We start from the raw sequence: 26,235 nt of genomic DNA, 5'->3' as shown, positions 1-26,235 counted from the left end.
CCTTCGTGTACTACCCGCCCGGCCCCGTCAGAAATGACCGGTAAACCAGGCTTTCATGCGCTCAAACAGCGAGGGTGCATCTTCACCCTTGAGCACCGGTGCCCGCCCCAGATCCATCTGGCGGAAACCATGAATCAACAACCCAACGCCAGTGGCGTAGATCGGATTGTTGACTACCTCCGTCATGCCGGAAACCGCCTGCGGACAGGCCAGCCTTACCGGCATGTGGAAGATCTCTTCGGCCAGCTCCACCACGCCTTCCATGGTGGAGGAACCGCCGGTTATCACGATGCCTGCCGGAATGAGGTCTTCAAATCCGGACCGGCGCAACTCTGACTGAACCAGGGTGAACAGCTCCTCGTAGCGCGGTTCCACCACCTCCGCCAGGGCCTGCCTGGACAGATCGCGCGGCGCGCGATCGCCAACACTGGGCACCTTGATGGTTTCATCCGCACCGGCCAGCTGGGTCAGTGCACAGGCATACTTGATCTTGATTTCTTCAGCATTCTGGGTCGGTGTGCGCAGCGCCATGGCAATGTCGTTGGTCACCTGGTCGCCGGCGATCGGAATCACCGCCGTGTGCCGGATAGCACCGCCGGTAAACACCGCAATATCCGTGGTGCCACCACCGATATCCACCACGCAGACACCCAGCTCTTTCTCATCCTCGGTGAGAATGGCGTGGCTGGATGCCAGCTGCTCCAGGATGATGTCATCCACCTCAAGCCCGCAGCGCTTCACGCATTTCTCTATGTTCTGGGCAGCATTGACCGCGCAGGTCACCAGATGAACCTTTGCCTCCAGGCGCACACCGGACATGCCCATGGGTTCCTTGATGCCTTCCTGGCTGTCGATCACGAACTCCTGGGGCAGAATATGGAGAATCTTCTGGTCTGCAGGAATCGCAACCGCCTGGGCGGCGTCAATGACCCGGTCTATATCGGCCTGGGTGACCTCACGGTCACGGATTGCAACAATGCCGTGGGAATTCAGGCTCTTGATGTGGCTGCCGGCAATACCCGCATACACCGAGTGAATGCGGCACCCGGCCATCAATTCCGCCTCTTCCACCGCGCGCTGAATTGCCTGGACGGTGGTTTCAATATTCACCACCACTCCACGCTTGAGGCCCCGGGAAGGATGGGAACCAATGCCCACCACTTCGATGGTGCCGTCCATCTTGCGCTTGCCGACAATCGCAACCACCTTCGAGGTTCCGATATCGAGGCCGACAATCATGTTTTCCGTTTCAACCGATGACATGTGTTCCACCAAACCGTAGGTCTGAATTAACCGTTGCTATGATTTTGGGCTGGAGGCTGTCTCGACAGCCTTCCACTTGACCGCCACACCGTTGGTGTAGCGGGCATCTACCCGACTGACTTCGTCCGACCTTGCTGCCAGCCGGGTTTCATAAACCGTGATAAACCGCTCGAAGCGTTGTTCCACCTGATCCCGGCCAAGCACCACCTCGATGCCATTGGCCAGTTGCAGGGTCCAGGCGCCCCGATGTTCCAGAGCCAGGCCCGAAAATCCGAGGCCCCGGGCGACCAGCTTGTCACTCATGGTCCGCGCCATATTGATCACATCCCGTACTCTTTCGTCGGGCCCGGCCAGACGGGGAAGTCGACCTGCGACTTCGGGATTGGACGGCGCAAAAAGTTCACCGGTCCGGCTCACCAGGCGCCCATCGGTCCAGTAGGCCAGCGGTTTTTTCTCCCGGATATCGATGACCAGCCGGTCCGGCCACACCCGACGCACTGCGGCGGATTCAACCCAGGGCCGACGCTCAAGGCTCTCCTTGATTTCCGAGAGATCCGTGGCGAAATAGCTCTTGCCAATCCAGTCGCCAGCGGCGCGCTCAATGGCGACTCGGCTATCGCCCACAAATTCTCCTTTCACATCGACGGCAAGGATCTGCTGATCCATAGCACCCAACACCTTGCCAGTACCCCAGGGCACCAGTGCAGCCAACAGCACAATCACCGCGCCCATGCCCACCTGGAGCCAGGGTACAGCTGCCAGCACACCCTTCAACACGCCAAACCGGTCCCGCTCGGGACCGAGGGACGTTGCCCCCCGGCGTCGCGGGGGCTCGGACGGAGTCGCCCGGCTCCGGATCAGCAGTGTTTCAAGCATTGGCGTCCTCCAGACTGTCTTTCAGTATCCGGACCACCAGCTCTTCGAAGCTGATGCCTGCGGCCTTCGCAGCCATGGGCACAAGACTGTGGTCCGTCATACCGGGCACGGTATTGACCTCCAGCAGCCAGAACTTGCCGTCGCTGTCCTGCATGATGTCGACCCGGCCCCAGGTCCGACAGCCAACAACCCGGAAGGCCTCCAGTGCCAGGTGCTGAAGACGGACTTCGTCTTCAGGCGCCAGACCACAGGGAATGCGATACCGGGTATCGTCTGCCAGGTACTTTGCCTCGTAATCGTAAAAAACGTGCTCAGTGCTTGCGCTCAGGCCAATGGCCGGAAGCGCCCGATCCTGCAACAGGCTGACGGTGAACTCCGGCCCTTCGATCCACTCCTCCACCAACACCAGATTGTCCAGCGCGGCAGCGGCTTCGTAGGCGTCAGCCAGTTCGGCCGCCGTGTGTACCTTGCGGATGCCGATGCTGGAGCCTTCCCGGGAAGGTTTCACACTCAAGGGCGCGCGCAGTTCACCAATGATCTGTTCGGCCTGATCTGCTCCGGACATGGTGCGGAACTTTGGCGTTGGCAGGCCACAGCCTTCGAACACGTATTTGGTTCTCAGCTTGTCCATGGCCAGTGCCGAGGCCAGCACATCGCTGCCGGTGTAGGGAATACCGGCCTGCGAGAGGATGGCCTGCAAGGTACCGTCCTCGCCTCCACGACCGTGCAGCGCAATGAAGACCCGGTCAAAATCAGGGTTGTCGACGGTTCTCAGCAGGCAGCCGCGGACGTCCACGGCAAACGCATCCACGCCGGCTGACACCAGCGCCGCCAGTACCGCCTTGCCGCTTTTCAGGGACACTTCCCTTTCAGCGGAATCTCCACCCATGAACACAGCCACCCGACCGAGCGACCGAACGAGCTCCGGGTCGGCCTGATAATCCTGTGGTTCCACATGATGCATATCACTCACCCGCAATCACTCCCGCGGCTGCCAGCCGCGCTGCCACGCCGCCAATATCGCCGGCGCCCTGGGTTATCAGAAGGTCGCCATCCTGCAGGACATTGGCCAACAGGGACTCGATTTCCAGGTTGTCCTCAACAAATACCGGTTCCACCTGCCCCCGCTGGCGAATACTGCGGCACAGGGCCCGACCATCGGCCCCCGGAATCGCCGGTTCGCCGGCGGAATACACGTCCATTAAAAGCAGGCCGTCCACTTCCGAAAGCACCCGGACAAAGTCTTCATAAAGGTCGCGGGTCCGCGTAAAGCGGTGCGGCTGGTAAAGCATGACCAGACGCCGATCGGGCCAGGCATCATGTGCAGCCCGGATAACAGCCTCTACCTCCGTCGGGTGGTGACCGTAATCGTCCACCAGGGTGACCGTGCCCTTGGGGGTCTGGTAATCGCCGTAGACCTGGAACCGGCGACCGACACCGGCAAATCCGGCCAGCCCGCGGCAGATTGCATCATCGGCGACGCCTTCGTCTGTGGCCACGGCTATGGCCGCCAGCGCGTTCAGCACGTTATGACGGCCCGGCATTTTCAGCTCGACCGCGAGGTCGCTGCGCCCGGCCGGACGCTTCACCACAAAGTGGGTCCGCAAACCGTCGGAATTGATACTCTCGGCCCGGTAATCCGCCTCCGGGTTGTCAATTCCGTAGGTGATGATGGCCCGGGATATCCGGGGGATGATCTCCTGAACGTAACCGTCATCGACGCACATCACCGCAACACCGTAAAACGGCAGGTTGTGCAGAAAGTCCACAAAGGTCTGCTTCAGCTTCTCGACATCGCCGCCATAGGTATCCATATGGTCCGCTTCGATGTTGGTCACCACTGAAATCACCGGCGTCAGATGCAGGAAGGACGCATCACTCTCGTCGGCCTCCGCCACCAGATAGCGGGAACCGCCCAACTGAGCGTTAGTGCCGGCGCTGTTCAGCTTGCCGCCAATCACGAAAGTCGGGTCCAGGCCCGCCTCACCCAGAATGGATGCAATCAGGCTGGTGGTTGTGGTCTTGCCATGGGTTCCAGCAACGGCGATGCCGTGGCGATAGCGCATGATTTCCGCCAGCATTTCTGCCCTGGGTACAATCGGCACCCGACGACTGCGGGCCGCCACGACTTCCGGGTTTTCCGCGGACACCGCTGAAGACACCACAACCACATCGGCACTGGCGCTGTTCTCTTCCCGGTGACCGATCTGCACTTCTACGCCCATACCCTTGAGACGATCGGTAACCGCCCCTTCTTTCAGATCCGATCCGGAAACGTCGTAGCCCTGATTCTTGAGAACCTCGGCGATGCCGCTCATCCCCGCACCACCAATCCCGACAAAGTGGATGTGACGGATCCGGCGCATTTCAGGCACCTGATAGACCAGGGGCGGATTATTTGCATCAGCCATTGGCGGCCTCCAGACAGTAATTCACGACTCTCTCCGTTGCATCAGGGCGGGCCAATGTTCGGGCGGCCTTCGCCATTTCGTTTACCCGGTCACGATTCCGGGCCAGATCACCCAGGGTTTCTGCAAGCACCGCCGGGGTCATTTTTGACTGTGGAATCAGAATGGCTGCCTTCGCCGACACCATTTGTTGCCCGTTTTTCGTCTGGTGGTCATCCACGGCGTGGGGAAAAGGCACCAGCACAGCACCGATACCCGCGGCGCACAATTCCGAAACGGTCAACGCGCCTGCCCGGCACAGCACCAGGTCGGCCCACTGATAGGCCTCGGCCATGTCCTTGATGAACGGCTCAACGGCCGCCTCCACGCCATGCTCCTCATAGGCATGCTTCGCCGCCTCGGCATGGCGCTCACCACACTGGTGGCGGACCACTGGCCGGTCACCTTCCGGCAACATGGCCAGCGCCTCGGGGAGCTGTTCGTTGAAGACCTGGGCGCCGAGACTGCCGCCGATCACCAGCAACCTGAGAGCACCTTCACGGTCCGCCAGGCGCTTTTCCGGAACGGGCAAGGAGGCGAGGTCTTCCCGCACCGGATTGCCGGTACAGCGGGTAACCACTTTCGGCCCGAAGCTACCCGGAAACGCCTCCAGCACGGTTTCTGCAAACCTGACCAGGATGCGGTTGGTCATGCCGGCGATGGCGTTCTGTTCATGAATCACCAGCGGCGTACGGTTCAGCCAGGCGGCAACACCACCGGGCCCGGTAACAAATCCGCCCATGCCTACAACGCAATCCGGGCGAATCCGGCGCAGGATGGTGAAGGCTTCACCCAGCGCCCGCATCAGCCGGAACGGCGCCAGCAAGAGAGCGAGCTTACCCTTGCCCCGCAAACCGGAAATATGAATCAGTGACAGCGGGATATCGGTTTCGCCGATCAGCCTCTGTTCCATTCCGCCACTAGCTCCGAGCCAGTACACCTGGTGACCACGAGCCTCAAGCGCCCGAGCCGTTGCCAGGGCCGGGAACACGTGCCCGCCGGTACCGCCGGCCATCATCAGGAAGCGACGCTGTTCAGTCATACACCGCACCTCCCCGCGTCTTCGGACCGGTTTTCTCTCGGGCCAGCTTTTCCTGATCCAGGCGCTCCATTTCCACACGGGCAAGAACGCCAATGCAGATACAGGTAATCATCAGACTGGATCCACCGTAGCTCACCAGCGGCAGAGTCAGCCCCTTGGTTGGCAGAAGCCCGGTGCTAACCGCCATGTTGATGCCTGCCTGCAGGCCAATCAGCAGGGTCAGCCCATAGGCAAAACAGGCGCCGAACGGCATGTCCGCCTTCTCGGCCCGGCGGGCAATGACGAATCCGGTCACCACCAGCAGGGTGAACAGACTGAGTACCAGCAAGGATCCCAGGAGACCGAATTCCTCAGCGATAATGGCGAAGATAAAGTCGGTGTGGGCCTCCGGCAGATAGAACAGCTTCTGGATGGAGTTACCCAGGCCGACACCACCCCAGTCTCCGCGACCGAAGGCAATCAGGGACTGGGTCAACTGGTAACCGCTGTCGAACTGGTCTTTCCAGGGATCGAGATAGCTGACAACCCGTTTCAGACGGTAAGGCTGGGTAACGATCAGAATGGCACCCAGGACCACCAGCGTGCCGATCAGGGGCACGAACCGGCTCAGCCGGACACCGCTCAGGAAAATCATCCCCGCCGCTGCCGTCACCAACACCACAGTGGCACCGAAGTCCGGCTGAATAACCAGCAGAACCGATGCCAAACCGAGGACGACCAACGGCTTCAGGAAACCAGGCCAGGTATTGAGCAGTTCATCCCGGCGACGGACCACGTAGCCGGCCAGGTAGGCAATCAGGCAGAGTTTCGCCACTTCCGAGACCTGGACGTTGAACAGGCCGAATGGAATCCAGCGGGTGGAGCCGTTCACGGTACGGCCCAGGGGCGTCAACACGAGAACCAGGACCAACAGACCGATGCCCAGCAGCAGCCAGCCGCTGCGCTCCCACCAGGCCACCGGCACGTTCACCGCTACCAGGGCCAGCAGGCAACCAAGACCGGCAAACATCAGCTGACGGATCACATAGTGGTAGCTGTTACCCATGGTTTCGGCAGCCATATCCATGGACGCCGAGGAAATCATGACCACACCCATCACCAACAATGCCACGGAGCTGATCACCAACATCGGCAGGGGCTGTATCTCGCCCAGCCACGGGTTCCGGTTCTGGAGTGGAAGATCTGCGTGCATCACAGGGCCTCCACCAGAGAACGAAACTGGTCACCGCGATCAAGATAGTCGCGGAACATGTCAAAGCTGGCGCATGCCGGCGAGAGCAACACCCGGTCTCCGGGCATGGCCAGTTCGGCAGAGCGGGAAACCGCCTCGGCAAGGCTACCTACCCGGTGTACCGGAATACCGCTGCCCAGCACATCGGCGATGGCCGGCGCATCACGCCCGATCAGCAGCACGGCCCGGCAATGCAGGGCGATGGGCGCTTCCAGGGCGGTAAAATCAGCCCCTTTGCCATCACCACCGGCAATCAGCACCACTCTGCCCTTGTCCGGGGCAAGGCTTTCAATAGCGGCGACCGTGGCGCCGACATTGGTTCCCTTGGAATCGTTGATGAAGTCCACATCCTTCAGCCGGCGCACGAATTCACAGCGATGCGGCAGCCCCGGAAATTCCCGCGCTACCCTGAGCATCACATCCATGGGCAGCCCGGCGGCATGGCCCAGTGCCAGAGCAGCCATCACGTTGCTGATGTTGTGATGACCCATCAGCTTCAACTCGCTGGCCAGCAAGAGGTTATCAAACCCGAAGGTAATCCAGGTGCCCTGGTCATCGTCCCGGGTGCTGAACGTCTCCGGATTCACCCGATGGAAGCCGAAACACAGGAACCTCAGGTTGTCCCTTGCCATGGGTGTGCTCAAGGCATCGTCCAGATTAACAATGGCGTTCTTGCAACCCCGGAATATCCGCTGCTTGGCCTGGAAATACGCCATCTTGTTGGGGTAACGGTCCATGTGGTCGTCACTGAGGTTGAGCACCGTTGCCGCAAGGGCGTTCAGCTCGTCCGTGGTCTCAAGCTGGAAACTCGAAAGCTCGAGCACATACAGGTCTGCGCCCTGGCCAAGAAGATCAAGGGCCGGGGTACCGATATTGCCGCCAACGGCGACGTTCCGGCCCGCCGCTCTGGCCATCTCACCCACCAGTGTGGTGACGGTGGTTTTGCCATTGGAGCCAGTGATCGCGACGATCGGCGCATCGGCAGCCTCGGCGAACAGATCAATGTCACCCCGGATTCTTGCTCCCTGGCGGGCGGCAGCTGCAATGGCTGGTTCGGCAATGCTGATTCCCGGGCTGACCACCAGTTCGTTGAAACCGGCAAACAGCTCTGCGTCAAAGGTCCCGAGGTGTACCGGAATATCCGGCCAACCGACCTTCAGCTGATCAAGACCCGGAGGAGCCGTGCGGCTATCGGCCACAGCAACGTCCCGCCCCTGTTCGGACAGATAGCGCACGCAGGAAAGCCCGGTTTTACCGAGCCCTACGATCAGTGTGCGACGATCCGAAACAATGACACTCATAGTTGCAGCGCTTTCCTATCTCAGTTTCAGACTGGCAATGCCAATCAGGACCAGAACGACCGTGATAACCCAGAACCGGACAATCACTCGTGGCTCCGGCCAGCCTTTCAGTTCAAAGTGGTGATGCAGCGGCGCCATGCGGAAGATCCGCCGCCCGGTCAGACGGAAGGACGCCACCTGCAGGATCACTGACACGGTTTCCATCACGAACACACCGCCCATGATGAACAGCACAATTTCCTGGCGAACAATCACCGCAACCACACCCAGGGCGGCACCGAGGGCCAAGGCGCCCACATCCCCCATGAAGACCTGGGCCGGGTAGGTGTTGAACCAGAGGAAACCAAGCCCGGCGCCAACGAGTGCGCCGCAGAATACGATAAGCTCCCCGGTGCCCGGGAGATGCGGGATCAACAGGTAATTGGCGAACTGGGCGTGCCCGGACAGGTAAGCGAAGATACCAAGCGCTCCGGCGACCATCACCGTCGGCATGATTGCCAGGCCATCAAGGCCGTCCGTCAGGTTGACGGCATTGCTGCTGCCAACGATCACGAAATAGGTGAGCAGAATGAACAGCACCGGGCCAAGGGTGAGGGATACCTGCTTTACAAAGGGCACATACAGGGACGTCTCCTGGGGCAAGGCGGAACTGAAGAACAACACAACGGCCGCCGTAGCGCCGATAACCGACTGCCAAAAATACTTCCAGCGGGCCGGCAGGCCCCGCGGGTTACGTTCCACCACTTTGCGATAGTCATCAACCCAGCCGATTGCGCCGAACAGGAGCGTCACCAGCAGGGTGACCCAGACGTAGCGGTTACCAAGATCCGCCCAGAGCAGCGTACTGATGCCAATGGCCACCAGGATCAGTGCGCCACCCATAGTCGGGGTGCCAGCTTTGCTGAGATGGGTTTGCGGACCGTCATCTCTCACCGCCTGACCAATCTGGTACTGGCTCAGCTTGCGGATCATCACGGGGCCGATGATCAGCGAAATCAGCAGCGCGGTGAGTGTGCCCAGAATTCCACGCAGGGTTAGGTACTGAAACACCGTCAGTGCGGAGAAATACTGTGATAGGACCTCTGTCAGCCAGAGCAGCATGAGTTATTCACCTTTTCTTTAATTCCCTCCACCACACGCTCCATGGCGGAACTGCGAGAACCCTTGACCAGCACTGTCAATGGTGTGTTTTTATCCCCAATCGCCGATTCAACGGCCTGCTCATGGCTCAGCCCGAGTTCCGTGGACTCGCCAAACCCGTCGGCATAACCTTCACAACCCGGCCCCACGGTAATCAGTCGATCGATACCATGCTCCCGGGCGCACACTCCAACTTCCCTGTGCAACACATTTGCCTTGGCGCCAAGCTCTGCCATGGCACCGAGTACAGCAATCTTCTGACCTGCACGGCCGGCCAGCACGCCGAGCGCGGCTTTCATGGACGACGGATTGGCGTTGTAACTGTCGTCAATCAGCGTCATTTCCGGCGACAACTCCAAGACCTGAAGCCGCCCTTTCACCGGCGCAACACTTGCCAGCCCTGCAACAATCGCCTGATCACTGGCACCCAACTCACGGGTGGCCGCGATGGCAAGTAGCATGTTGGTGATGTTGTGATCGCCCTCCAGGCCCAGCGTGACCCGGCATAGCCAGCCGTTCGGGCCGCTGACCTGAAAGGTTCTGGTTCCGGCGTCCTGGCCCTCAATGACTGCGTGATAATCCGCCTCGGCGCCGAGACGGCTGACACCTGCGACGCGGCGGGCCCCGGCTCGGGTGCGCCACTGCGCGAAGGCCGGATCGTCACCGTTGAGCACCATCAGACCGTCTGACGCGACGCCGTCAATGATTTCGCCCTTGGCCAGGACAATGTTCTCGTAGCTGCCAAACCCTTCCAGATGGGCCTCGCCAGCATTCGTGAGAATGGCAACGCGGGGCTTTGCCAGGGCGACGGTATGGGCAATTTCACCCAGCCCACTGGCACCCAGTTCAATCACGCCGTACTGGTGTTCCGGAGAAAGGCCGAACAGCGTAAGCGGAACGCCGATGTGATTGTTCAGGTTGCCTTTCGTTGAAAGCGTCTTGCCCATCTGCGAGAGAATGGCGGCGCACATCTCCTTGACGGTTGTCTTGCCGCTGCTGCCAGTGATCGCGAGGATGGCGGCTGTGCTTTCTTCACGATTGGCGGCCGCTAGCCGGGCAAGGGCCTCCAGCGTTTCATTCACTACCAACTGAGGCAGAGCCAGGTTGGTATCAGGCGTATCGACCACCAGCCCAACTGCGCCTTTATCCATGGCCTGTTGCAGGAAACGATGGCCATCGAAATTTTCGCCGCGCAGGGCCACAAACAGCTGGCCAGGCTCGAGGGTGCGGGTATCAGTGGAAACTCCGGCGAAGCTCACCGACGCAAGGTCGCCCGAAGCGCACTGGGCGCCCAGCCAACCCTTGGCTTCCGCCAGCGAAAAGGCGCGCATCATGCCACACCCCCATTGAGTTTCAAGACGTGGCGAACCTGCTCCGCATCGCTGAACGGGTATTTCTGGCCGGCGATTTCCTGATAAGCCTCGTGGCCTTTCCCTGCGATCAGAACTACGTCGTTTGGCGTGGCCGAGCGGATCGTCGACTGAATGGCCTCGGCCCGGTCATGGATAACAGAGACCCGGGCAGCGTCCGTGAAACCGGCGAGGATGTGCCGTGCAATTGTTTCGGGGTCCTCACTGCGGGGATTGTCATCAGTAACGACCACCCGATCTGCAAGCCTCTCGGCTTCCCGGGCCATTTCCGGACGTTTACCGGCATCACGGTCACCGCCGCAACCAAACACGCACACCAGTTCACCGGTAACGTGCGGACGCAGTGCTGTCAGAGCATTGGCGAGGGCATCCGGGGTGTGGGCGTAATCGACCACCACCCTGACACCATTAGCACCCACAAATCGCTCCAGCCTGCCCGGTGGCGGTGTGAGCCGACCGACAGCCTGCTGCACGCGCTCAATCGGCACGCCAAGCGTCAGAACCGTTGCCATAGCCGCCAACACATTGCTCGCGTTGAAACTTCCCATCAGCGGAACCGAGACAACAAACCGGCCCCACTCGCCATCGACCTCAGCTTCAAAGCCTTCGTCGGTTGGTCGGAATTCCCGCAACCAGAGCTCGGTCTGGGCCTCGTGCAGGCTGTAGCGCACGCGATCGCATTTGCCGTCCAGCTGTTCGAAGAGCTGTCGACCAAATGGATCGTCAAAGTTGATTACCGAAAAATGCAGCTCTTCGCGCTGGAAAAGCTGCGCCTTGGCGGCACCATAGGCTTCCATGGAACCGTGGTAATCCAGATGATCCCGGGTCAGATTCGTGAATACAGCGCCGGTCATCGAGAGGTTATCCACGCGACCCTGATCAAGGGCATGGGAAGACACCTCCATCACGGCTGCCCGACCTTCCTGTTTCACGATCCGGGACAGCACCCGGTTTACCTGAACCGCATCCGGTGTCGTATGCGTCGCGGGTTGCAGGGCGCCGGGCATGCCATAGCCCAGGGTGCCGAGGATACCGCAGGGCGTTCCCGTTTCCTTGAGCAGCTGTGCGACATACTGGCAGACCGACGTCTTGCCATTGGTTCCGGTCACGCCAATCAGGCGAAGCCGTTGCGACGGATGCTCGAAAAAGCGGTCTGCGATTCGCCCCACCAGACTGCGTAGGCCAGCGACAGGTACGATCAAGGCACCGTGGTGTTCGGTGCACTCTCCCGCCTGCTGCGCTTCCAGGAGGATGACCGTTGCGCCCGCTGCAATGGCCTTATCGACATAGAAGTCAGCCGGCGTTCGGGCGCCCGAGAGGGCGATAAAGGCATCGCCGGAGGCGACTTCCCGACTGTCGGTTTTCAGTCCGTGGATAGTCACGTCGAACACCGACGGAACCGCTACGATACCCTGCAATAACGTGCTGAGAGATGTGATGCACATAGGCCTACCCTCGCTCTCCAGATGCAGAAGCAGCCATTTCGGCCCCTCCCACTTCCAGTTCAGGCTTCACATTCAACAGTCGCAGTGCGTCACTCATTACCCGTGAGAATACTGGCGCGGCCACTTCACCACCGTAGTATTCTCCGGACTGCGGCGCATCAACGGCCACAACCGTAACCAGCCTGGGGTTATCAATAGGCGCCATACCGGCAAAAATCGCCTTGTACTGGCTATCCTCGTAACCCTGGGCCCCAACAAGATGAACAGTCCCGGTCTTGCCGCCAGCCGAGTAGAATCCAGGCTGGGCCCGCTTACCGGTACCCCTTGAAACGGCCTCGCGCAGCATATTGCGAACCTGGAGGGTTACCTGCTCCGAGAGCACTCGCTGCCCCTCCGGCTTCTTGTCCTGCCGGACCAGGCTCAGGGGATAGCGCACGCCACCATTGGCGATCACCATATAGGCCTGGGCCAATTGAAGAGCGTTCACGCTCATACCGTATCCGTAAGACAGTGTCGCCTCTTCCACGGGGCGCCACTTGGGTGGCGATGGCAATACGCCCACGGCTTCGCCGGGAAAACCGATCCCCGTTGGCTGGCCAAGCCCCAGACGGGCGTAAAGATCACGAATCACATCGCCGCCAAGGTCGGTAGCAATCCGGCTGATTCCGACGTTGCTGGACTTGACGATGATCTCGGTCATATCCATGACGCCATAGTTGCGATGATCCCGGATGGTGAAACGACCGAAACGGCGAAAACCCGGGTTGGTATCAATGGTGCTGTTAACCGCGTAGCTGCCGGATTCCAGAGCCGCCGCCATGGTGATCGGTTTCATGGTTGAGCCTGGCTCGAACAGGTCGGTGATAGCCTTGTTTCGAAGATTTTCCGCTGCGAGCTGACTGCGGTCATTGGGGTTATAGGACCCCTGGTTGACCATCGCCAGGACCTCACCGGTATCCACGTCGAGCATGACCAGCGTCCCCCCTCTGGCATTATGAGCCGTCACCACAGCCTTGAGTTCCCGATAGGCCAGGTACTGGAGGCGCAGGTCGATGCTGAGGGCGAGGTTCTGGCCGGGGCTGGCATCGCGAATCAGGGTCAGATCCTTGATAACCCGGCCACGGTTGTCTTTCAGGACCCGCTTCCGGCCGGTTTCACCGGACAGCCACTGGTTGTAGGCGAGTTCGATCCCTTCCTGCCCGCGCTCGTCGATGTCGGTGAAGCCCACAACGTGAGCAGTCACTTCGCCGGCGGGGTAATAGCGACGGTACTCCTGACGGGTGTATATCCCGTCAATCTCCAGTTCGAGAACCTTTCTGGCCAGATCCGGCTGAACCTTGCGGCGCAGATAGATGAATTCCCGCCCGGAGTATTCTTCGAGACGCTGCCGGAGAGAGGCTTCATTGATATCGAGCAGCCGCGCAAGATTGGTGAGTCGCGCCTCGGAGGGATTGGCTTCAGAAGGATTCGCCCAGATGGTCTGCACTGGCGTGCTGACGGCCAGAGGCTCGTCATAACGATCGGTGACAACACCACGATGAGCATCAATACTCTCAACCCGGATCGTACGGACATCACCCTGCTTGCGCAGGAAATCATTATCTACGACATGGAGATCGACCAGGCGCCAGCCAAGCACACCCACCACCAGGAGAAAGACGCCCACGACGGAGCCAAAGCGCCAGGCTGCCAGCCCGGACGCCAAACGCTGCCCCCATGTTGTCTTCTTTCCCTGATCGGACACGTCGATCACCCTGAATCGTTGTTGTTCTCGTTGATTACCGGCTGTTAACCGGCGACATCAGTGGCACCAGCACAATATCCTGACGTCCCGGCACCACCATGCCGAAACGCTCAGCCGCCAGCTTTTCGACCCGGCCATGAGCGCTTAACGCACTCTGCTCGAGCAGAAGCTGGCTCCATTCGCTCTGATAACGGTCGCGCTCGGACTGAAGTTGCGACAGCGTGTTGAAAAGCTCCCGGTTCTCGTGGGCACTGACCACCACGCCAATAGAGGAAGCCAGCAACACGGCGACCAGACCAAGCGAGACAAGCACCTTGCCCTGCTTCGTGGCAGCGAAAACCTGCCTTGAGATACGGACCGCGGTTGCAACACCGTCCCAGACCTTCTGCTTGTTGAGCTTCGCCGTTTTTACCGGCTCTTCAATGGCAACAGCGCCCATGGTTACGCGCTCCCCTGCGAGTTTTTCCTGATATCGGTGCGTTCCAGCACCCGCATGACTGCGCTGCGGGCACGTACGTTGTCACTTACTTCTTCGGCGCCGGCCTTGCTGGCTTTGCCAACGAGCCGGAAATCCGAGGCTTCCTGTTCCGCGGTTACGGGCACCCCTTTGGGCAGCTGTGGCCCGCGCGCCAGATCCCTCATGAACCGCTTGACCAACCGGTCTTCCAGCGAATGAAAACTGATGACCACCAGACGCCCTCCAGGAGCGAGGTGGTCAACAGCAGACTGAAGACCCACTTCGAGATCTTCCAGCTCCCGGTTGATAAAAATCCGGATTGCCTGGAAGGTCCGGGTCGCCGGATGCTTGTGCTTTTCCTTTTTCCGGACCGCCTCGCTGACCAACTCTGCCAACTGGCGAGTGGTTTCGACGGGCGCTTCCTGCCGACGCTCGACCAGTAGCCGGGCAATGCGCCGCGAGAATTTCTCTTCGCCGTAACGGAAAATCACGTTTGCGATATCCGACTCGTCCGCTGTTGCAAGCCATTCGGCGGCGCTGGGCGATTGTTCGGTATTCATTCGCATGTCCAGTGGACCATCACGCATGAAACTGAATCCACGGGAGGCATCATCAAGCTGCGGCGATGACACGCCGAGATCCAGCAACACACCATTCACTGTCTGCCAACCCTGACCGACCACCGCAGCGCCCAGCTCCGCAAACGAACCGTGGAAACTGTGGAACCGGTTATCCTGGGCTTCCAATTCCTTCGCCGCGCGTATCGCCTCGGGATCCTTGTCGATACCCAGCAACCGCGCCGACGGGCCGAGACGACCGAGAATCAGGCGGCTGTGACCACCCCGTCCAAAGGTGCCATCCACGTAATAACCGTCGGGGTCGTTAACCAGATAGTCGACCGCCGAATCCAGGAGCACCGAGCGATGCGAGTACGCTGCCCCGGCCTCCTGGTTGCGATCGGTGGTCATAAGGACAGCGCCTCCATCTCGGGCGGCATGTCTTCGTCATCAGAGGATTCATCCAGCCAGGCAAACCAGCGCTCTTCACTCCAGAGCTCTAGCTTCTTGCCTTGCCCGATCAACATCAGCTTTTTCTCCAGATGGGCATAGCTTCTAAGAGTTGGCGGAATCAGAATGCGCCCGGCCGAATCCAGCTCCATGGGCGCAGCATTACCCAGGATCAGGCGCTGCAACCGCCGGGCCGCCTTATTCATGTTGGGAAGAGCCTCGATTTTAGGCCGTAGAACTTCCCATTCGGGCTCCGGATAGACCAGCAGACACCGCTCCTCGTCAGCGTTTGCTGTCAATACAATGCGCCCACCACAGGCCTGCGCGAGCTCTTCGCGCACCTTGGAGGGGATCGCCAGGCGACCCTTCGCATCCATATTGATGGCATGACTGCCGAGAAAATTACTCATTTACGCTGTCTCTGGGTGCCCGATATCCACAAAAAACCACTAGAAACCACTTTTTCCCACTTCTGCACACTATAGAAACACGCAATACACAATGCAAGCGCCGCAAACAGCGCCACACTTGGAAAACTTCCTTTTATGACAAGAGGTTACAGAGCCAGATTCGATAAAATGGTGAGATTACGGAAAAGAAAAGAAGTAAAATCAAATACCTGCAAAAAAGTCTGAAGACTGCAAGTGAGGTTTAAGATTTTTTGGCTATAAAGGACATCTGTTGAGAATGACGAATGTCACAGGAAGGGAAAAGAGCGAGCTCGCCGATAAGCCGGGTTCTGTCTTGGACAGTCATTCATCTAGGGTCTGCGTCACCACAGACCTCAAGCAACCTACCCGAATCCAGCGCGGGCCACGCCATTGGATTCCTATTTGGTCTTGCTCCAGGTGGGGTTTACCATCGCCGTGGACTGTTGCCAGCCACGCGGTGCGCTCTTACCGCACCGTTTCACCCTTACCGGCGCCCGAGGGCGCTTAGGCGGTATACTTTCTGTTGCACTTTCCGTCGGCTCGCGCCGCCCAGGCGTTACCTGGCACCTTGCCCTGTGGAGCCCGGACTTTCCTCCCCCGGAAAACCGGCGGCGACTGTCTGGCGAGCTCGGGCGAGACAATACTCCTGCGCTCAGAGCCTTGCAAGGGAAAACGCCACTGTACTCAGCTGTCTTTCAGCGCCAGTGCGCGCTGGTACAGCTCATTCTTCGACAGACCGGTCAGCTCCGAGGCCATTTTGGCGACCTTCTTCACCGGAAGCTCTGCCAGCAAAACCCGAAGCACACGGTCCACATCCATGGTAGCCGCGTCATCATTACCAGGTTGCGCCATCGCACCTCGAACCATGACCACGAACTCCCCACGGGTTCCGTGGGGATCCTGCTCCAACTCTGCCAGAACCTCCGCAATCGAACCGGAATAGAAGGTTTCGAAGGTCTTGGTGATTTCCCGCCCCAGAACCATCTCACGATCCTCGCCCAGCACCTCGGCAATATCCCGTACCGACTCCAGAATCCTGTGCGGCGATTCATAGAACACCAGAGTGGCCGGCTCACTGGCCAGCGGCTCAAGACTGGCCCTGCGACCCGAGCGCTTGGCAGGCAGAAATCCCACGTACAGAAAGCGATCCGTCGGCAGGCCGGCCGCGCTCAGAGCCACTACCAGTGCACAGGGCCCCGGAATCGGGCTCACCCGATACCCCGCAGCCCTGGCGTCGCGCACCAGCACGTATCCGGGATCGGAGATAAGCGGTGTACCGGCGTCGGAGATCAGCGCCACATCGCGCCCGGCCTTAAGCTCAGCGAGGATTCCGGCTGCGCGATCTTTTTCGTTATGGTCATGCAATGCGATCATTCGCTTCTGAATGCCCAGATGGCTCAATAGCCGGCCACTGTGGCGCGTATCCTCTGCCGCGACCACATCCACGTGGGCGAGGGTCCGGGTTGCTCTTGGAGATAGATCATCAAGGTTGCCAATCGGGGTGGCAACAACATAAAGAGTGCCGCCCGGTTCATCCCTGCGGCTATCGGACGACGGGTAATCGCTGACCTCGTTTTTCAAAGCGTGTGCCTCTGTGATGGGGTATCCGGGAGCGTGACAGTTACGTCATGTGAATTAACCCCGGAGCTGTTAAACTTGCCAGCGTTAGTCTGGCGCTACAAGCCCAATCATCCGGAGTATGTCGAGCCTGCCATGTTAAATATCCGTATTCATCAACGAGCCCTGGCCAGCGTATTTACTGCCGCCCTTTTGTCGGCGGGCTGCGCCACCGTCAATCTCGAAACCCACGTCGCGCAAACGGCCGACCAGGCCCTCGAGCTTGCCGGCAACGAAGATAATATCGAGACCGCCCAGGCCTACCTCCTCCGGATCGCCAGCAGGTTTCAGGACCAGGGCAACCACGTGGCAGCACGAACGCTACTTCAAAGTTCGCAGCTGGCGCAACCGGCTGCGGACCTTGGCAACCAGAAACTCCTGCTAGCCATGGCAAGCGCCAAGGCCCTTGAGGACGAATCCTGGGCAGAGGCGCTTGCCGCCGAACTCACGCCGTCGACCTTTATAGAGTACCCGGCCGACCTGATGGCCCGGGCCGCCAACCTGCAGGCGGACACTTATGACCTGGCGGGCAAGCCGATGCCTGCGGCCATGACCCTTATCCTGCTGGCCCAGACGGATAACACCGCGGATGCGCAACAGATTCATAACCGCATCTGGTCCCTGCTGGAGAAGGTACCGGGCACCGAGCTGAGCTCGGCCTCTGCCGAAGCGATTGGCTATGAGGCCCAGGGCTGGCTGGAGCTGGCAAACCTGGTGCGCACTGCAGAAACCGGCATAGACGAGCAGGGCCGACTCATCCGGGGTTGGCAAAACAACTGGCCCGGCCATCCTGCCGCCCAGATTCTGCCCTCGGAACTCCAACTGATCGCCACACTGGCGGACAGCCGTCCGGAAAAAATCGCTCTTGCCCTGCCTCTCCAGGGCCCGCTGGCAACGGCGGGCAAGGCCATCCGGGATGGCTTTTTGGCAGCGTACTACCTGGATGACACTGCTGACCGGGGCAAAACCGACATTCGGATCTTTGATACCGCCGGCACGTCTTTCAGCGAACTTTACAAGCAGCTATCGGAACAGGATATCGACCTGATTGTCGGCCCCCTGGAAAAAGAGGCACTGGCCGGACTGGGTTCCATGAATACGCTGCCCGTACCCGCTCTCGGGCTGAATTACCTGCCGGCGGATACCAAGCCTGCTGACGGACTCTACCAGTTCGGTCTCTCGGCAGAGGACGAGGCCCGGCAAATTGCCGACCGGCTTGCCGCAGAACAGCTGCGGCAGGTTCTGGTGCTTATCCCCGGCGGCGAATGGGGCGATCGCGTTGAGGCTGCGTTGCTGAAACGCATGGCGTCCCATGAAGGGGTTGCCCTGGATATCGAGCGCTTCTATCGGGAAGACAACCTCAGGGCGGTAACGGCTGACCTGCTGGGCATTACCGTTTCCCGCGACCGGGCCATCCAGGTTGAACGCACCATTGGCATGAATGTCGAATTCGAGCCGCGTCGCCGGCAGGATGCCGACGCCATCGTCATGGTGGCAGAGCCCACTGTCGCCCGACAGTTCAAACCGCTTTTCGCCTTCTATTTCGGCGGGGACCTGCCTGTGTACTCGCCTTCCATTATCTATGAGGGCACACCCGCACCTTCACGGGACCGTGACCTGAACGGCGTTATTTTCACTGATATTCCCTGGGTACTGGGCGACGACAATGAGCTGCGTACGCGAGCTACCGAAAATCTGTCCGGAACCCGTGGCCAGCCCGGGCGCCTTTTCGCCATGGGCGCCGATGCGTGGCACCTGAGCAAACGCCTGCCGTTGCTGAAACAGGTTGAAAGCGCCTCGATATCAGGCCAAACAGGTGTGCTGACCATGACGCCCGAGGGCAGCATCCATCGGGAACAACTCTGGGCCCAGTTCCGCAACGGCGCCCCTGAACTCATTCCTGAACCGGTAACCGAAGAGGGAGAGATGGAAGGCGCTCAAGAGGAAGCCCCACCTCTCAGCGAATAACACCAACGGAGAAAAACAGTAGCCATGGATGGCACCAAAACCCTGGGTAACCACTTCGAGGGCGTTGCAGCCCGTTACCTCGCCAGTCGGGGCGTCCGGATTATTGGGCGCAACGTCTACAATCGCGGCGGCGAGATTGATCTCGTCGGACAGGAAGGTGAGACTCTCGTATTCTTCGAGGTCCGCTATCGGGGCGCTGGCAGCCTTGTAGATCCTGCAAGCTCCATCAATTACCCCAAACAGAAACGCCTGATTCGTGCAGTCTCGTTTTACCTGCACAGGCACGGGCTCTGGAACAGTCTCTCACGGATAGATGTGGTTGCCATCAGCCCGGGTACCGTCAAAAAATACCGGGTACAATGGATCAGGAATGCAATTCTGGCAGGATAGTGATACCGAAAATGACCGACACCGAACACCAGATCAACCAGTGGTTCGCAAGCCATATGGAGCATACCGCGCAGGCCGCGGGTACGGCCGGCCCTGCTATCGAGGAGGTTGCCAATGCCTTCGTGGAAACTCTGCTCCAGGACGGGAAAATAGTTACCTGCGCCAACGGTAATGCCAACATTCTGGCCCAGTACTTCTGTACCGCGCTTCTGAACCGTTTCGAACAGGACAGGCCGGCACTGCCCGCCATCAATCTCGGCGCCGACGCAACGACCTATTCGGCCATCTGCCGGGATAACCGTTTCAACGATACCTTCTCGCGTCAGGTCCGGGCGATTGGCAAACCCGGGGATCTGTTGTTCGTGATCGTCGACGATGGCCACAAGGCAAATCTTATCCAGGCTATCCAGGTTGCCCATGATCGGGAAATGAGTGTTGTGGTTCTTAGTGCCAGGGAGAAATCGGACATAACCTCTTTGTTGCATCCAGAGGACCACGAAATCGCCCTGAACGATCTCAGTCCCACGGAGGCTACACCTCTGCTGCTGCTCATCATCAATGCCCTTTGCGGGCTTATCGACGCAAAAATCTTCGGGGGATAAAAAAAGCCAGCGTAAGCTGGCTTTTCAAAACGAGTGCGCTGGCGTTATTTCACAACCTTGAGGGTAGGCCTGCCAGAGGGGCGATCCTCCTGACCAGGTGACGCCTGCTCACCATCGCGCTCCTTCGAGGTACCGTCAGGATCGGGAGAGCCCGGCTCACTGCCGAAGACCATGCCCTCGCCGTTTTCCTTGGCGTAGATTGCCATCACCGCCTGCAACGGAATAAACACCTGCATGGGCACGCCACCGAAACGGGCACTGAATTCCAGCGCTCCATTCCCGATGACCAGGCCGCGCACGGCGCCCGGGCTGATATTCAGCACAATCTGCCCGTTCGCGACATGCTCTGTCGGCACCTGCACACCCTGAATGCCTGCGTCCACTACAATGTAGGGGGTACAGTCATTGTCCAGAATCCACTCATTGAATGCTCGTACCAGGTACGGACGGCTGGACGTCATGGTGTTTTTACTCTCAGCCACTGCCACTCTCCTGCTCCGGCAAGCGGAACGTTACCAAATCAGCTGCGAATGTCTTCTTCCAGATCTGACAGGCTTGCCTTGAAGCCATCCCGACTGAAGATGCTCTCCATGTACTTCTGCAGCGGCTTGGCCTGCTTCTCATTCAGCTCAATACCCAGCGACGGAAGACGCCACAGGATGGGAGCAATGCAACAGTCCACAATGGTGAACTCTTCAGACAGGAAAAACGGCATCTCACCAAACAGCGGCGCCGTTGCCAACAGACTTTCCTTCAGCTCTTTGCGAGCTGTGTCGGACGCCTTGGCGTTCGGCTGAGCCAGAATCTGGTCGACCAGGCCACACCAGTCTTTCTGGATCCGATGGATCATCAGACGGCTGTTGGCTCGCGCCACAGGATACACCGGCAATAAAGGCGGATGCGGGAAACGCTCGTCGAGGTATTCCATCATGATGTTGGGCTCATAGAGCACAAGATCACGATCTACCAGCGTCGGCAGGGCGTTGTATGGGTTCAGGTCCGCCAGTTCAGCCGGCGGGTTATCCGGATCCACATCAACGATATCGACGGTAACACCCTTCTCTGCCAGAACAATACGCACCCTGTGGCTGTAATGGCTGGCCGGATCCGAGAAAAACGTCATTGATGACCGCTTGGTCACAACGCCCATAGAACTACCTCACGAGTAAACAAACCGAAATGATCCTGAAAAAAACGCAAAAATCCAGCGGGCCGGTTATGCCCGCTGGAACTCAGGGGACGGGATTATACCCTATTTCTCAGTGTACGTCCTTCCAGTACTCACGATTGAGCAGGTAAGCGAACACGAAGAAGATGGCCACAAAGATCAGAACAAAGATCCCCAGACGCTCACGCTCAAGCTTGACCGGATCCGCCATGTACGACATGAAGTTGGTCAGGTCGTACATCGCCTGGTCGAAGTCGGCTCCAGACATGCTGCCTTCAATCGCGTAGTCCGGGCAAGCGTCCGCGTTGTTGATATTCCCGCTCAACGGTTCAACGCTGGCCGGCGTTCCGATTTTCGGTTCAACGGCGCAGAGCCCCTGCAAATCAACCAGAACATGGGGCATACCGACATTCGGGAATACCACGTTATTGACGCCCAGCGGACGGGACTCGTCCTTGTAGAAACCGCGGAGGTAGGAATATACCCACGCTTCGCCACGCAGACGGGTTTCGAGCGTAAGATCCGGTGGCGGAGCACCGAACCAGTCAGCCGCCATGTCTTTGTTCATGGAGTTTTTCATCAGCTCGCCAATTTTGGCGCCGGTGAAGATCAGGTTTTCCTCATACAGCTCATCGGGAATTTCGAGATCCTCAGCCACACGCTTGTAGCGCGCGTACTCCATGGAATGACAACCCATGCAATAGTTGGTAAAGGTTGCCGCTCCGCGCTGGAGAGATGCCTTGTCAGAGTGATCTGACTCAAAGCTGTCCAGCGGCACGGTTGAACCCGCTGCCAGCCCGAGAGCTGGCAGGACCGCGATGAAAAGACCAAAAATCAGCTTTCTCATTATCCTGTCACCCTCTCTGGAACTGGCTTGGTTTTCTCCATACGCGTATAGATCGGCATAAGGATGAAGTAGAGGAAGTACACCACCGTCAGAACCTGGGCAACCATGGTGCGACCTTCAGTTGCCGGCACCAGGCCAAGGTAGCCAAGCACCACAAAGCTGATCGCGAAAACTGCCAGGGCAATACGGCTCAACCAACCCTTGTAGCGCATTGAACGGACCGGGCTCTTGTCCAGCCAGGGCAGCACGAACAGGATAGCGATCGCCGCACCCATCACAACAACACCCCAGAACTTGGCGTCAAGACCGAACAGGTCGATCGTCACCGCACGCAGCATTGCGTAGAACGGAGTGAAGTACCACACGGGCGCAATATGATCTGGTGTTTTCAACGGGTTTGCCGGCTCGAAATTCGGCTTCTCGATGAACAACCCGCCACCTTCCGGGAAGAAGAACACCACGATAAAGAAGATGAAGAAGAAAACGCCCACGCCGAGAAGATCGTGCACGGTGTAGTAAGGATGGAACGGGATTCCGTCTTTGGGGATGCCGTTTTCGTCCTTGTTCTTCTTGATATCGATACCGTCGGGGTTGTTGGAGCCCACTTCGTGCAGTGCCAGGATGTGAAGCACTACCAGGCCCAGAAGCACGATCGGCAGCGCCACCACGTGCAGCGCAAAGAATCGGTTGAGGGTAATACCGGAAATCAGGTAGTCACCACGAATCCAGAGAGAGAGATCCTCACCGATCACGGGTATAGCACCAAACAGGTTAACGATAACCTGCGCACCCCAGTAGGACATCTGGCCCCACGGCAGGAGATAGCCCATGAACGCTTCAGCCATCAGGATCAGGTAGATCAGCATACCGAAGATCCAGATCAGCTCACGCGGCTTTTGATAGGAGCCATACATCAGCCCCCGGAACATGTGGAGATACACCACTACGAAGAATGCCGAAGCACCACTAGAGTGCAGGTAACGGAGCAACCAACCCCATTCCACATCACGCATGATGTATTCGACGGAGGCAAACGCGCCTTCCGCCGACGGGTTATAGCTCATAGTGAGCCAGATACCGGTCACCAGCTGGTTAACCAGTACCAGCATCGCCAGTGATCCGAAGAAGTACCAGATGTTGAAGTTTTTCGGAGCATAGTACTTGCCCAGATGCTTGTTCCAGGCTTCGATGACCGGAAGGCGCTCGTCCACCCAGTGAAGTAATTTGCTCATTACGCTGCCTCCGGATCAAGACCAATCGTGAGGGTCGAATCATCGTCGAAACGGTACGGCGGAACCACAAGGTTTGTGGGTGCTGGCTGTGCCTCGTATACCCTTCCTGCCATGTCGTAGCGGGAACCATGACAAGGACAGAAGAGACCGCCCAGCCACTCATCACCCAGGTCTGCCGGTGCAACTTCCGGCCGGTAGGACGGAACACAACCGAGGTGCGTACACAGCCCGACCAACACAGCAAATTCCGGCTTCAGCGACCGGAGTATGCCGTCGATGTACTCAGGTTGTTGCGGCACTTCCGAGTTCGGATCTTTCACCCGATCGTTAAGCTTTTCGATGTTCTCATTCATCTCGTCGGTACGGCGAATGATCCAAACCGGCTGACCCCGCCATTCAACGGTGATCTGCTGACCCGGTTCAATCTTGCTGATATTGACGGTTACCGGTGCACCGGCTGCTTCCGCTTTTGCACTGGGGTTCCACGACCCCAGGAACGGAACCGCCGCACCGACGACGCCGACTCCACCCACCACAGACGTAGCACCGATCAGAAACCGGCGCCGGCCTTGGCTAACGTCGCCATTATTCATTATGGTCTTCTCCCATCAGGCGATGCCACCGCCCGCAACACAGCCGACAATGCGCATCAAAAGGACTTCACAACCCAAAAATATAAGCGTCCAAATGGTAATGAAATTACCAGAGGCTTACAAGTCAGAAAGCCGCCGCTGGCGCCTCACCCCTGCTCCAGATCAATTTGCTGACAGATCACTCGAACATAAAAAAACCCGACCGAAAAGGGCCGGGTTTTCCAGGATCCTGCTCCAGCGAAATTAACGCTTGGAGTACTGAGGACGCTTACGCGCCTTGCGCAGACCCACTTTCTTACGCTCAACTTCACGTGCATCACGGGTAACATAACCCGCTTTACGCAGCGCCGGGCGCAGAGTTTCGTCGTAATCCATCAGAGCGCGGGTCAGACCGTGGCGAATTGCGCCGGCCTGGCCACTGATACCACCACCCTTAACGGTAATGTTGATATCAAAACGATCGGTAGACTCGGCAACCACGAGGGGCTGACGAACGATCATGCGCAGGGTTTCGCGACCGAAGAAATCTTCGATGGTGCGACCGTTGATGGAGATGTTACCGCTTCCCGGCTTGATAAAAACCCGAGCCGTGGATGTCTTGCGGCGACCAGTACCGTAATTTTGTGCTACAGACATATCCGCCTTCCGTTAAATGTCGAGTTCTTTGGGCTGCTGGGCTGCGTGAGGGTGCTCAGCGCCGGCATAGATTTTCAGCTTCTTGAACATGGCGCGACCGAGCGGTCCCTTCGGAAGCATGCCTTTGACAGACTTCTGGATGATTTGCTCGGGTGCCTTGTCGACCAGCTTCTCGAAGTTGATGGATTTGATTCCACCCGGAAAGCCGGTATGACTGTAGTACATCTTGTCAGATGCTTTCTTGCCGGTAACCCGCACCTGGCTGGCGTTGATCACTACAATGTAATCGCCAGTGTCTACGTGGGGGGTGTACTCAGGCTTATGCTTGCCCCGCAGACGAAGGGCGATTTCGGTTGACAGACGACCCAGCGTCTTGCCGGCTGCGTCTACAACGTACCAGTCACGTTTTACTGTTTCTGGTTTCGCACTCAGAGTCTTCATTGATTCCGCCTTGAACGCTATATAAGAAACGTTAAAAACCACCGCCGGTAAATGCAAGGCATCCGGAGGGGGTTCCATACCTGTGTTGCGTTGCCATCATTCGGGGCTGAGATAATGACATCGCCTTGAAAAGCCAGGGCGCGAAGTATACTCGAACCACCCAGGAAAGCCAACCCTGTGTCGATTCGTTTCGTTATTCCCCTATACCGGCAGTCGCCCAACCGTACAGCCCCGACACGTTATCCAGAAGCGCCGGCGCCAGATGCTCCGGCGACGTGCCACGGAGCTCCGCGAGCGCGTCCAGAATATCCGGCAGATAGCGTGGGGAGTTCTCTCCCTGTGGCACGCCTTCCGGCGCCATGTCCGGGGCGTCTGTCTCAAGCACCAGCGCCTCCAGTGGCAATTTTGCGACTGCGTCGCGGGTCTTTCGGGCCCTGGGATGGGTGATCACACCCCCTACCCCGATAAAGCACCCAAGATCGACCAGCTTTGCAGCCTGCTGGAAGCTTCCGCTGAATCCGTGAATCAGTGCTCGACCCTGCCACTGGCGACGATTGAGCACACCGTGAACTTCGTCATGGGTCTTGACGGAGTGGATCACCAGCGGCAAATTCAGTTCGTCAGCCAGCGCCACCTGGGCTTCAAACCAGGGCAACTGCGCTTCGAGACTTCCCCGGATTCGATCGAGTCCGCATTCACCGATTGCCACACAGCGGTCGGGACGACCCTCCAGCAATCGGCGGAGCTGAGTCAGATCTTCTTCAGAATGCTCTTCCACAAACCAGGGGTGAATGCCGAGACAGTAAAACAGACCATCATGAGCCAGCGCTGTCTCGCGGACGCGGTCCCAGTCCGCTCGCCGGACACCGGGTATCACCAGCCCCCGGAGTCCGCGCGATCGGCCCTGCTCAAGCTCTTTATCGCGGCGGCCATCGAACTGGGGAAAATCGAAATGGCAATGGGCGTCGATCAGCTGCACAGTCACCT

26 protein-coding genes and 1 other RNA gene are annotated in these 26,235 nt (G+C 58.8%); 3 read left to right on the top strand and 24 right to left on the bottom strand.

Features of this window, described 5'->3' with window-relative positions; translation table 11 throughout:
- Positions 1 to 27: 27 nt before the first annotated feature.
- From ftsA to rsmI, 16 genes are all read right to left on the bottom strand, one after another.
- Entirely contained in the window at positions 28 to 1,263 is a 1,236-nt protein-coding gene (gene ftsA / locus ACGK9W_RS21520) for a cell division protein FtsA (protein WP_008176504.1), read from the bottom strand.
- Positions 1,264 to 1,299: 36 nt separating this feature from the next.
- Positions 1,300 to 2,139 carry a cell division protein FtsQ/DivIB gene (locus tag ACGK9W_RS21515; protein ID WP_405418593.1) on the bottom strand — a complete coding sequence of 280 codons (840 nt, stop codon included), beginning with the start codon at positions 2,137 to 2,139 and terminating at the stop codon, positions 1,300 to 1,302.
- The gene (locus ACGK9W_RS21510; RefSeq protein WP_405421130.1) at positions 2,132 to 3,103 is read right to left on the bottom strand and encodes a D-alanine--D-alanine ligase; all 972 of its coding nucleotides are present in this window, start codon (positions 3,101 to 3,103) and stop codon (positions 2,132 to 2,134) included. Before ACGK9W_RS21510 ends, ACGK9W_RS21515 begins: the two co-directional genes overlap by 8 nt.
- A 1-nt stretch (position 3,104) precedes the next feature.
- Entirely contained in the window at positions 3,105 to 4,550 is a 1,446-nt protein-coding gene (gene murC / locus ACGK9W_RS21505; RefSeq protein WP_053114559.1) for a UDP-N-acetylmuramate--L-alanine ligase, read from the bottom strand.
- The gene (murG, locus tag ACGK9W_RS21500) at positions 4,543 to 5,628 is read right to left on the bottom strand and encodes an undecaprenyldiphospho-muramoylpentapeptide beta-N-acetylglucosaminyltransferase (protein WP_273045105.1); all 1,086 of its coding nucleotides are present in this window, start codon (positions 5,626 to 5,628) and stop codon (positions 4,543 to 4,545) included. The genes murC and murG overlap by 8 nt, the downstream gene beginning before the upstream one ends.
- Positions 5,621 to 6,820 carry a putative lipid II flippase FtsW gene (ftsW, locus tag ACGK9W_RS21495; RefSeq protein ID WP_288367256.1) on the bottom strand — a complete coding sequence of 400 codons (1,200 nt, stop codon included), beginning with the start codon at positions 6,818 to 6,820 and terminating at the stop codon, positions 5,621 to 5,623. The genes murG and ftsW overlap by 8 nt, the downstream gene beginning before the upstream one ends.
- On the bottom strand, positions 6,820 to 8,160 hold the full coding sequence (gene murD / locus ACGK9W_RS21490; protein ID WP_273045108.1) for a UDP-N-acetylmuramoyl-L-alanine--D-glutamate ligase: 1,341 nt from the start codon (positions 8,158 to 8,160) through the stop codon (positions 6,820 to 6,822). The genes ftsW and murD overlap by 1 nt, the downstream gene beginning before the upstream one ends.
- Positions 8,161 to 8,175: 15 nt before the next feature.
- Positions 8,176 to 9,261, bottom strand: a complete 1,086-nt coding sequence (gene mraY, locus ACGK9W_RS21485) for a phospho-N-acetylmuramoyl-pentapeptide-transferase (protein ID WP_008176520.1) — start codon at positions 9,259 to 9,261, stop codon at positions 8,176 to 8,178.
- Positions 9,246 to 10,634: a UDP-N-acetylmuramoyl-tripeptide--D-alanyl-D-alanine ligase gene (gene murF, locus ACGK9W_RS21480; RefSeq protein ID WP_273085601.1), complete on the bottom strand. Its 1,389-nt coding sequence runs from the start codon at positions 10,632 to 10,634 to the stop codon at positions 9,246 to 9,248. Before murF ends, mraY begins: the two co-directional genes overlap by 16 nt.
- Positions 10,631 to 12,115, bottom strand: coding sequence for a UDP-N-acetylmuramoyl-L-alanyl-D-glutamate--2,6-diaminopimelate ligase (locus ACGK9W_RS21475; protein WP_273045110.1), 1,485 nt, complete (start codon positions 12,113 to 12,115; stop codon positions 10,631 to 10,633). The genes murF and ACGK9W_RS21475 overlap by 4 nt, the downstream gene beginning before the upstream one ends.
- A gap of 4 nt (positions 12,116 to 12,119) precedes the next feature.
- Complete coding sequence (locus ACGK9W_RS21470; RefSeq protein WP_092030366.1) at positions 12,120 to 13,859, bottom strand: penicillin-binding protein 2; 1,740 nt, start codon at positions 13,857 to 13,859, stop codon at positions 12,120 to 12,122.
- Between the two features lie 34 nt (positions 13,860 to 13,893).
- Positions 13,894 to 14,298 carry a cell division protein FtsL gene (ftsL, locus tag ACGK9W_RS21465; RefSeq protein ID WP_405418588.1) on the bottom strand — a complete coding sequence of 135 codons (405 nt, stop codon included), beginning with the start codon at positions 14,296 to 14,298 and terminating at the stop codon, positions 13,894 to 13,896.
- Positions 14,299 to 14,300: 2 nt separating this feature from the next.
- Positions 14,301 to 15,284: a 16S rRNA (cytosine(1402)-N(4))-methyltransferase RsmH gene (gene rsmH, locus ACGK9W_RS21460; RefSeq protein ID WP_405418586.1), complete on the bottom strand. Its 984-nt coding sequence runs from the start codon at positions 15,282 to 15,284 to the stop codon at positions 14,301 to 14,303.
- Positions 15,281 to 15,733 carry a division/cell wall cluster transcriptional repressor MraZ gene (mraZ, locus tag ACGK9W_RS21455; RefSeq protein ID WP_008176533.1) on the bottom strand — a complete coding sequence of 151 codons (453 nt, stop codon included), beginning with the start codon at positions 15,731 to 15,733 and terminating at the stop codon, positions 15,281 to 15,283. The genes rsmH and mraZ overlap by 4 nt, the downstream gene beginning before the upstream one ends.
- Positions 15,734 to 16,035: 302 nt before the next feature.
- Positions 16,036 to 16,385: RNase P RNA component class A (gene rnpB, locus ACGK9W_RS21450), an RNA gene on the bottom strand.
- Positions 16,386 to 16,438: 53 nt separating this feature from the next.
- Positions 16,439 to 17,335, bottom strand: a complete 897-nt coding sequence (gene rsmI / locus ACGK9W_RS21445) for a 16S rRNA (cytidine(1402)-2'-O)-methyltransferase (protein WP_008176535.1) — start codon at positions 17,333 to 17,335, stop codon at positions 16,439 to 16,441.
- 75 nt (positions 17,336 to 17,410) lie between these two features.
- Here rsmI and ACGK9W_RS21440 point away from each other — a divergent pair, with 75 nt between their 5' ends.
- The 3 genes from ACGK9W_RS21440 to ACGK9W_RS21430 are packed head-to-tail and all read left to right on the top strand — an operon-like array spanning position 17,411 to position 20,331.
- The gene (locus ACGK9W_RS21440) at positions 17,411 to 19,339 is read left to right on the top strand and encodes a penicillin-binding protein activator (RefSeq protein ID WP_227497880.1); all 1,929 of its coding nucleotides are present in this window, start codon (positions 17,411 to 17,413) and stop codon (positions 19,337 to 19,339) included.
- A gap of 24 nt (positions 19,340 to 19,363) precedes the next feature.
- A complete protein-coding gene (locus ACGK9W_RS21435) occupies positions 19,364 to 19,729 on the top strand; it encodes a YraN family protein (RefSeq protein ID WP_104271799.1) in 366 nt (121 codons plus the stop codon).
- Positions 19,730 to 19,740: 11 nt separating this feature from the next.
- Complete coding sequence (locus tag ACGK9W_RS21430) at positions 19,741 to 20,331, top strand: SIS domain-containing protein (RefSeq protein WP_405418583.1); 591 nt, start codon at positions 19,741 to 19,743, stop codon at positions 20,329 to 20,331.
- 44 nt (positions 20,332 to 20,375) lie between these two features.
- Here the strand turns inward: ACGK9W_RS21430 and ACGK9W_RS21425 are convergent, their stop codons facing one another.
- From ACGK9W_RS21425 to ACGK9W_RS21390, 8 genes are all read right to left on the bottom strand, one after another.
- The gene (locus ACGK9W_RS21425; RefSeq protein WP_169702205.1) at positions 20,376 to 20,792 is read right to left on the bottom strand and encodes a ClpXP protease specificity-enhancing factor; all 417 of its coding nucleotides are present in this window, start codon (positions 20,790 to 20,792) and stop codon (positions 20,376 to 20,378) included.
- Positions 20,793 to 20,851: 59 nt separating this feature from the next.
- The gene (locus tag ACGK9W_RS21420; RefSeq protein WP_014576091.1) at positions 20,852 to 21,481 is read right to left on the bottom strand and encodes a glutathione S-transferase N-terminal domain-containing protein; all 630 of its coding nucleotides are present in this window, start codon (positions 21,479 to 21,481) and stop codon (positions 20,852 to 20,854) included.
- Between the two features lie 109 nt (positions 21,482 to 21,590).
- Positions 21,591 to 22,346 carry a cytochrome c1 gene (locus tag ACGK9W_RS21415; protein ID WP_104271797.1) on the bottom strand — a complete coding sequence of 252 codons (756 nt, stop codon included), beginning with the start codon at positions 22,344 to 22,346 and terminating at the stop codon, positions 21,591 to 21,593.
- Positions 22,346 to 23,578 carry a cytochrome bc complex cytochrome b subunit gene (locus ACGK9W_RS21410; RefSeq protein WP_405418580.1) on the bottom strand — a complete coding sequence of 411 codons (1,233 nt, stop codon included), beginning with the start codon at positions 23,576 to 23,578 and terminating at the stop codon, positions 22,346 to 22,348. The genes ACGK9W_RS21415 and ACGK9W_RS21410 overlap by 1 nt, the downstream gene beginning before the upstream one ends.
- Positions 23,578 to 24,171 carry a ubiquinol-cytochrome c reductase iron-sulfur subunit gene (petA, locus tag ACGK9W_RS21405; protein ID WP_008176552.1) on the bottom strand — a complete coding sequence of 198 codons (594 nt, stop codon included), beginning with the start codon at positions 24,169 to 24,171 and terminating at the stop codon, positions 23,578 to 23,580. Before petA ends, ACGK9W_RS21410 begins: the two co-directional genes overlap by 1 nt.
- Before the next feature lie 243 nt (positions 24,172 to 24,414).
- Complete coding sequence (gene rpsI, locus ACGK9W_RS21400) at positions 24,415 to 24,807, bottom strand: 30S ribosomal protein S9 (RefSeq protein ID WP_008176554.1); 393 nt, start codon at positions 24,805 to 24,807, stop codon at positions 24,415 to 24,417.
- A 12-nt stretch (positions 24,808 to 24,819) separates the two neighbouring features.
- The gene (rplM, locus tag ACGK9W_RS21395; protein WP_008176556.1) at positions 24,820 to 25,248 is read right to left on the bottom strand and encodes a 50S ribosomal protein L13; all 429 of its coding nucleotides are present in this window, start codon (positions 25,246 to 25,248) and stop codon (positions 24,820 to 24,822) included.
- Between the two features lie 193 nt (positions 25,249 to 25,441).
- The gene (locus ACGK9W_RS21390; RefSeq protein WP_008176559.1) at positions 25,442 to 26,227 is read right to left on the bottom strand and encodes a TatD family hydrolase; all 786 of its coding nucleotides are present in this window, start codon (positions 26,225 to 26,227) and stop codon (positions 25,442 to 25,444) included.
- Between the last annotated feature and the right edge of the window lie 8 nt (positions 26,228 to 26,235).

It is taken from the genome of Marinobacter flavimaris (genome assembly GCF_045057155.1).
Lineage (GTDB): Bacteria > Pseudomonadota > Gammaproteobacteria > Pseudomonadales > Oleiphilaceae > Marinobacter > Marinobacter manganoxydans.
The sequence above is the reverse complement of the archived record's forward strand: the minus strand, read 5'-3'. Positions and strand labels throughout refer to the sequence as shown.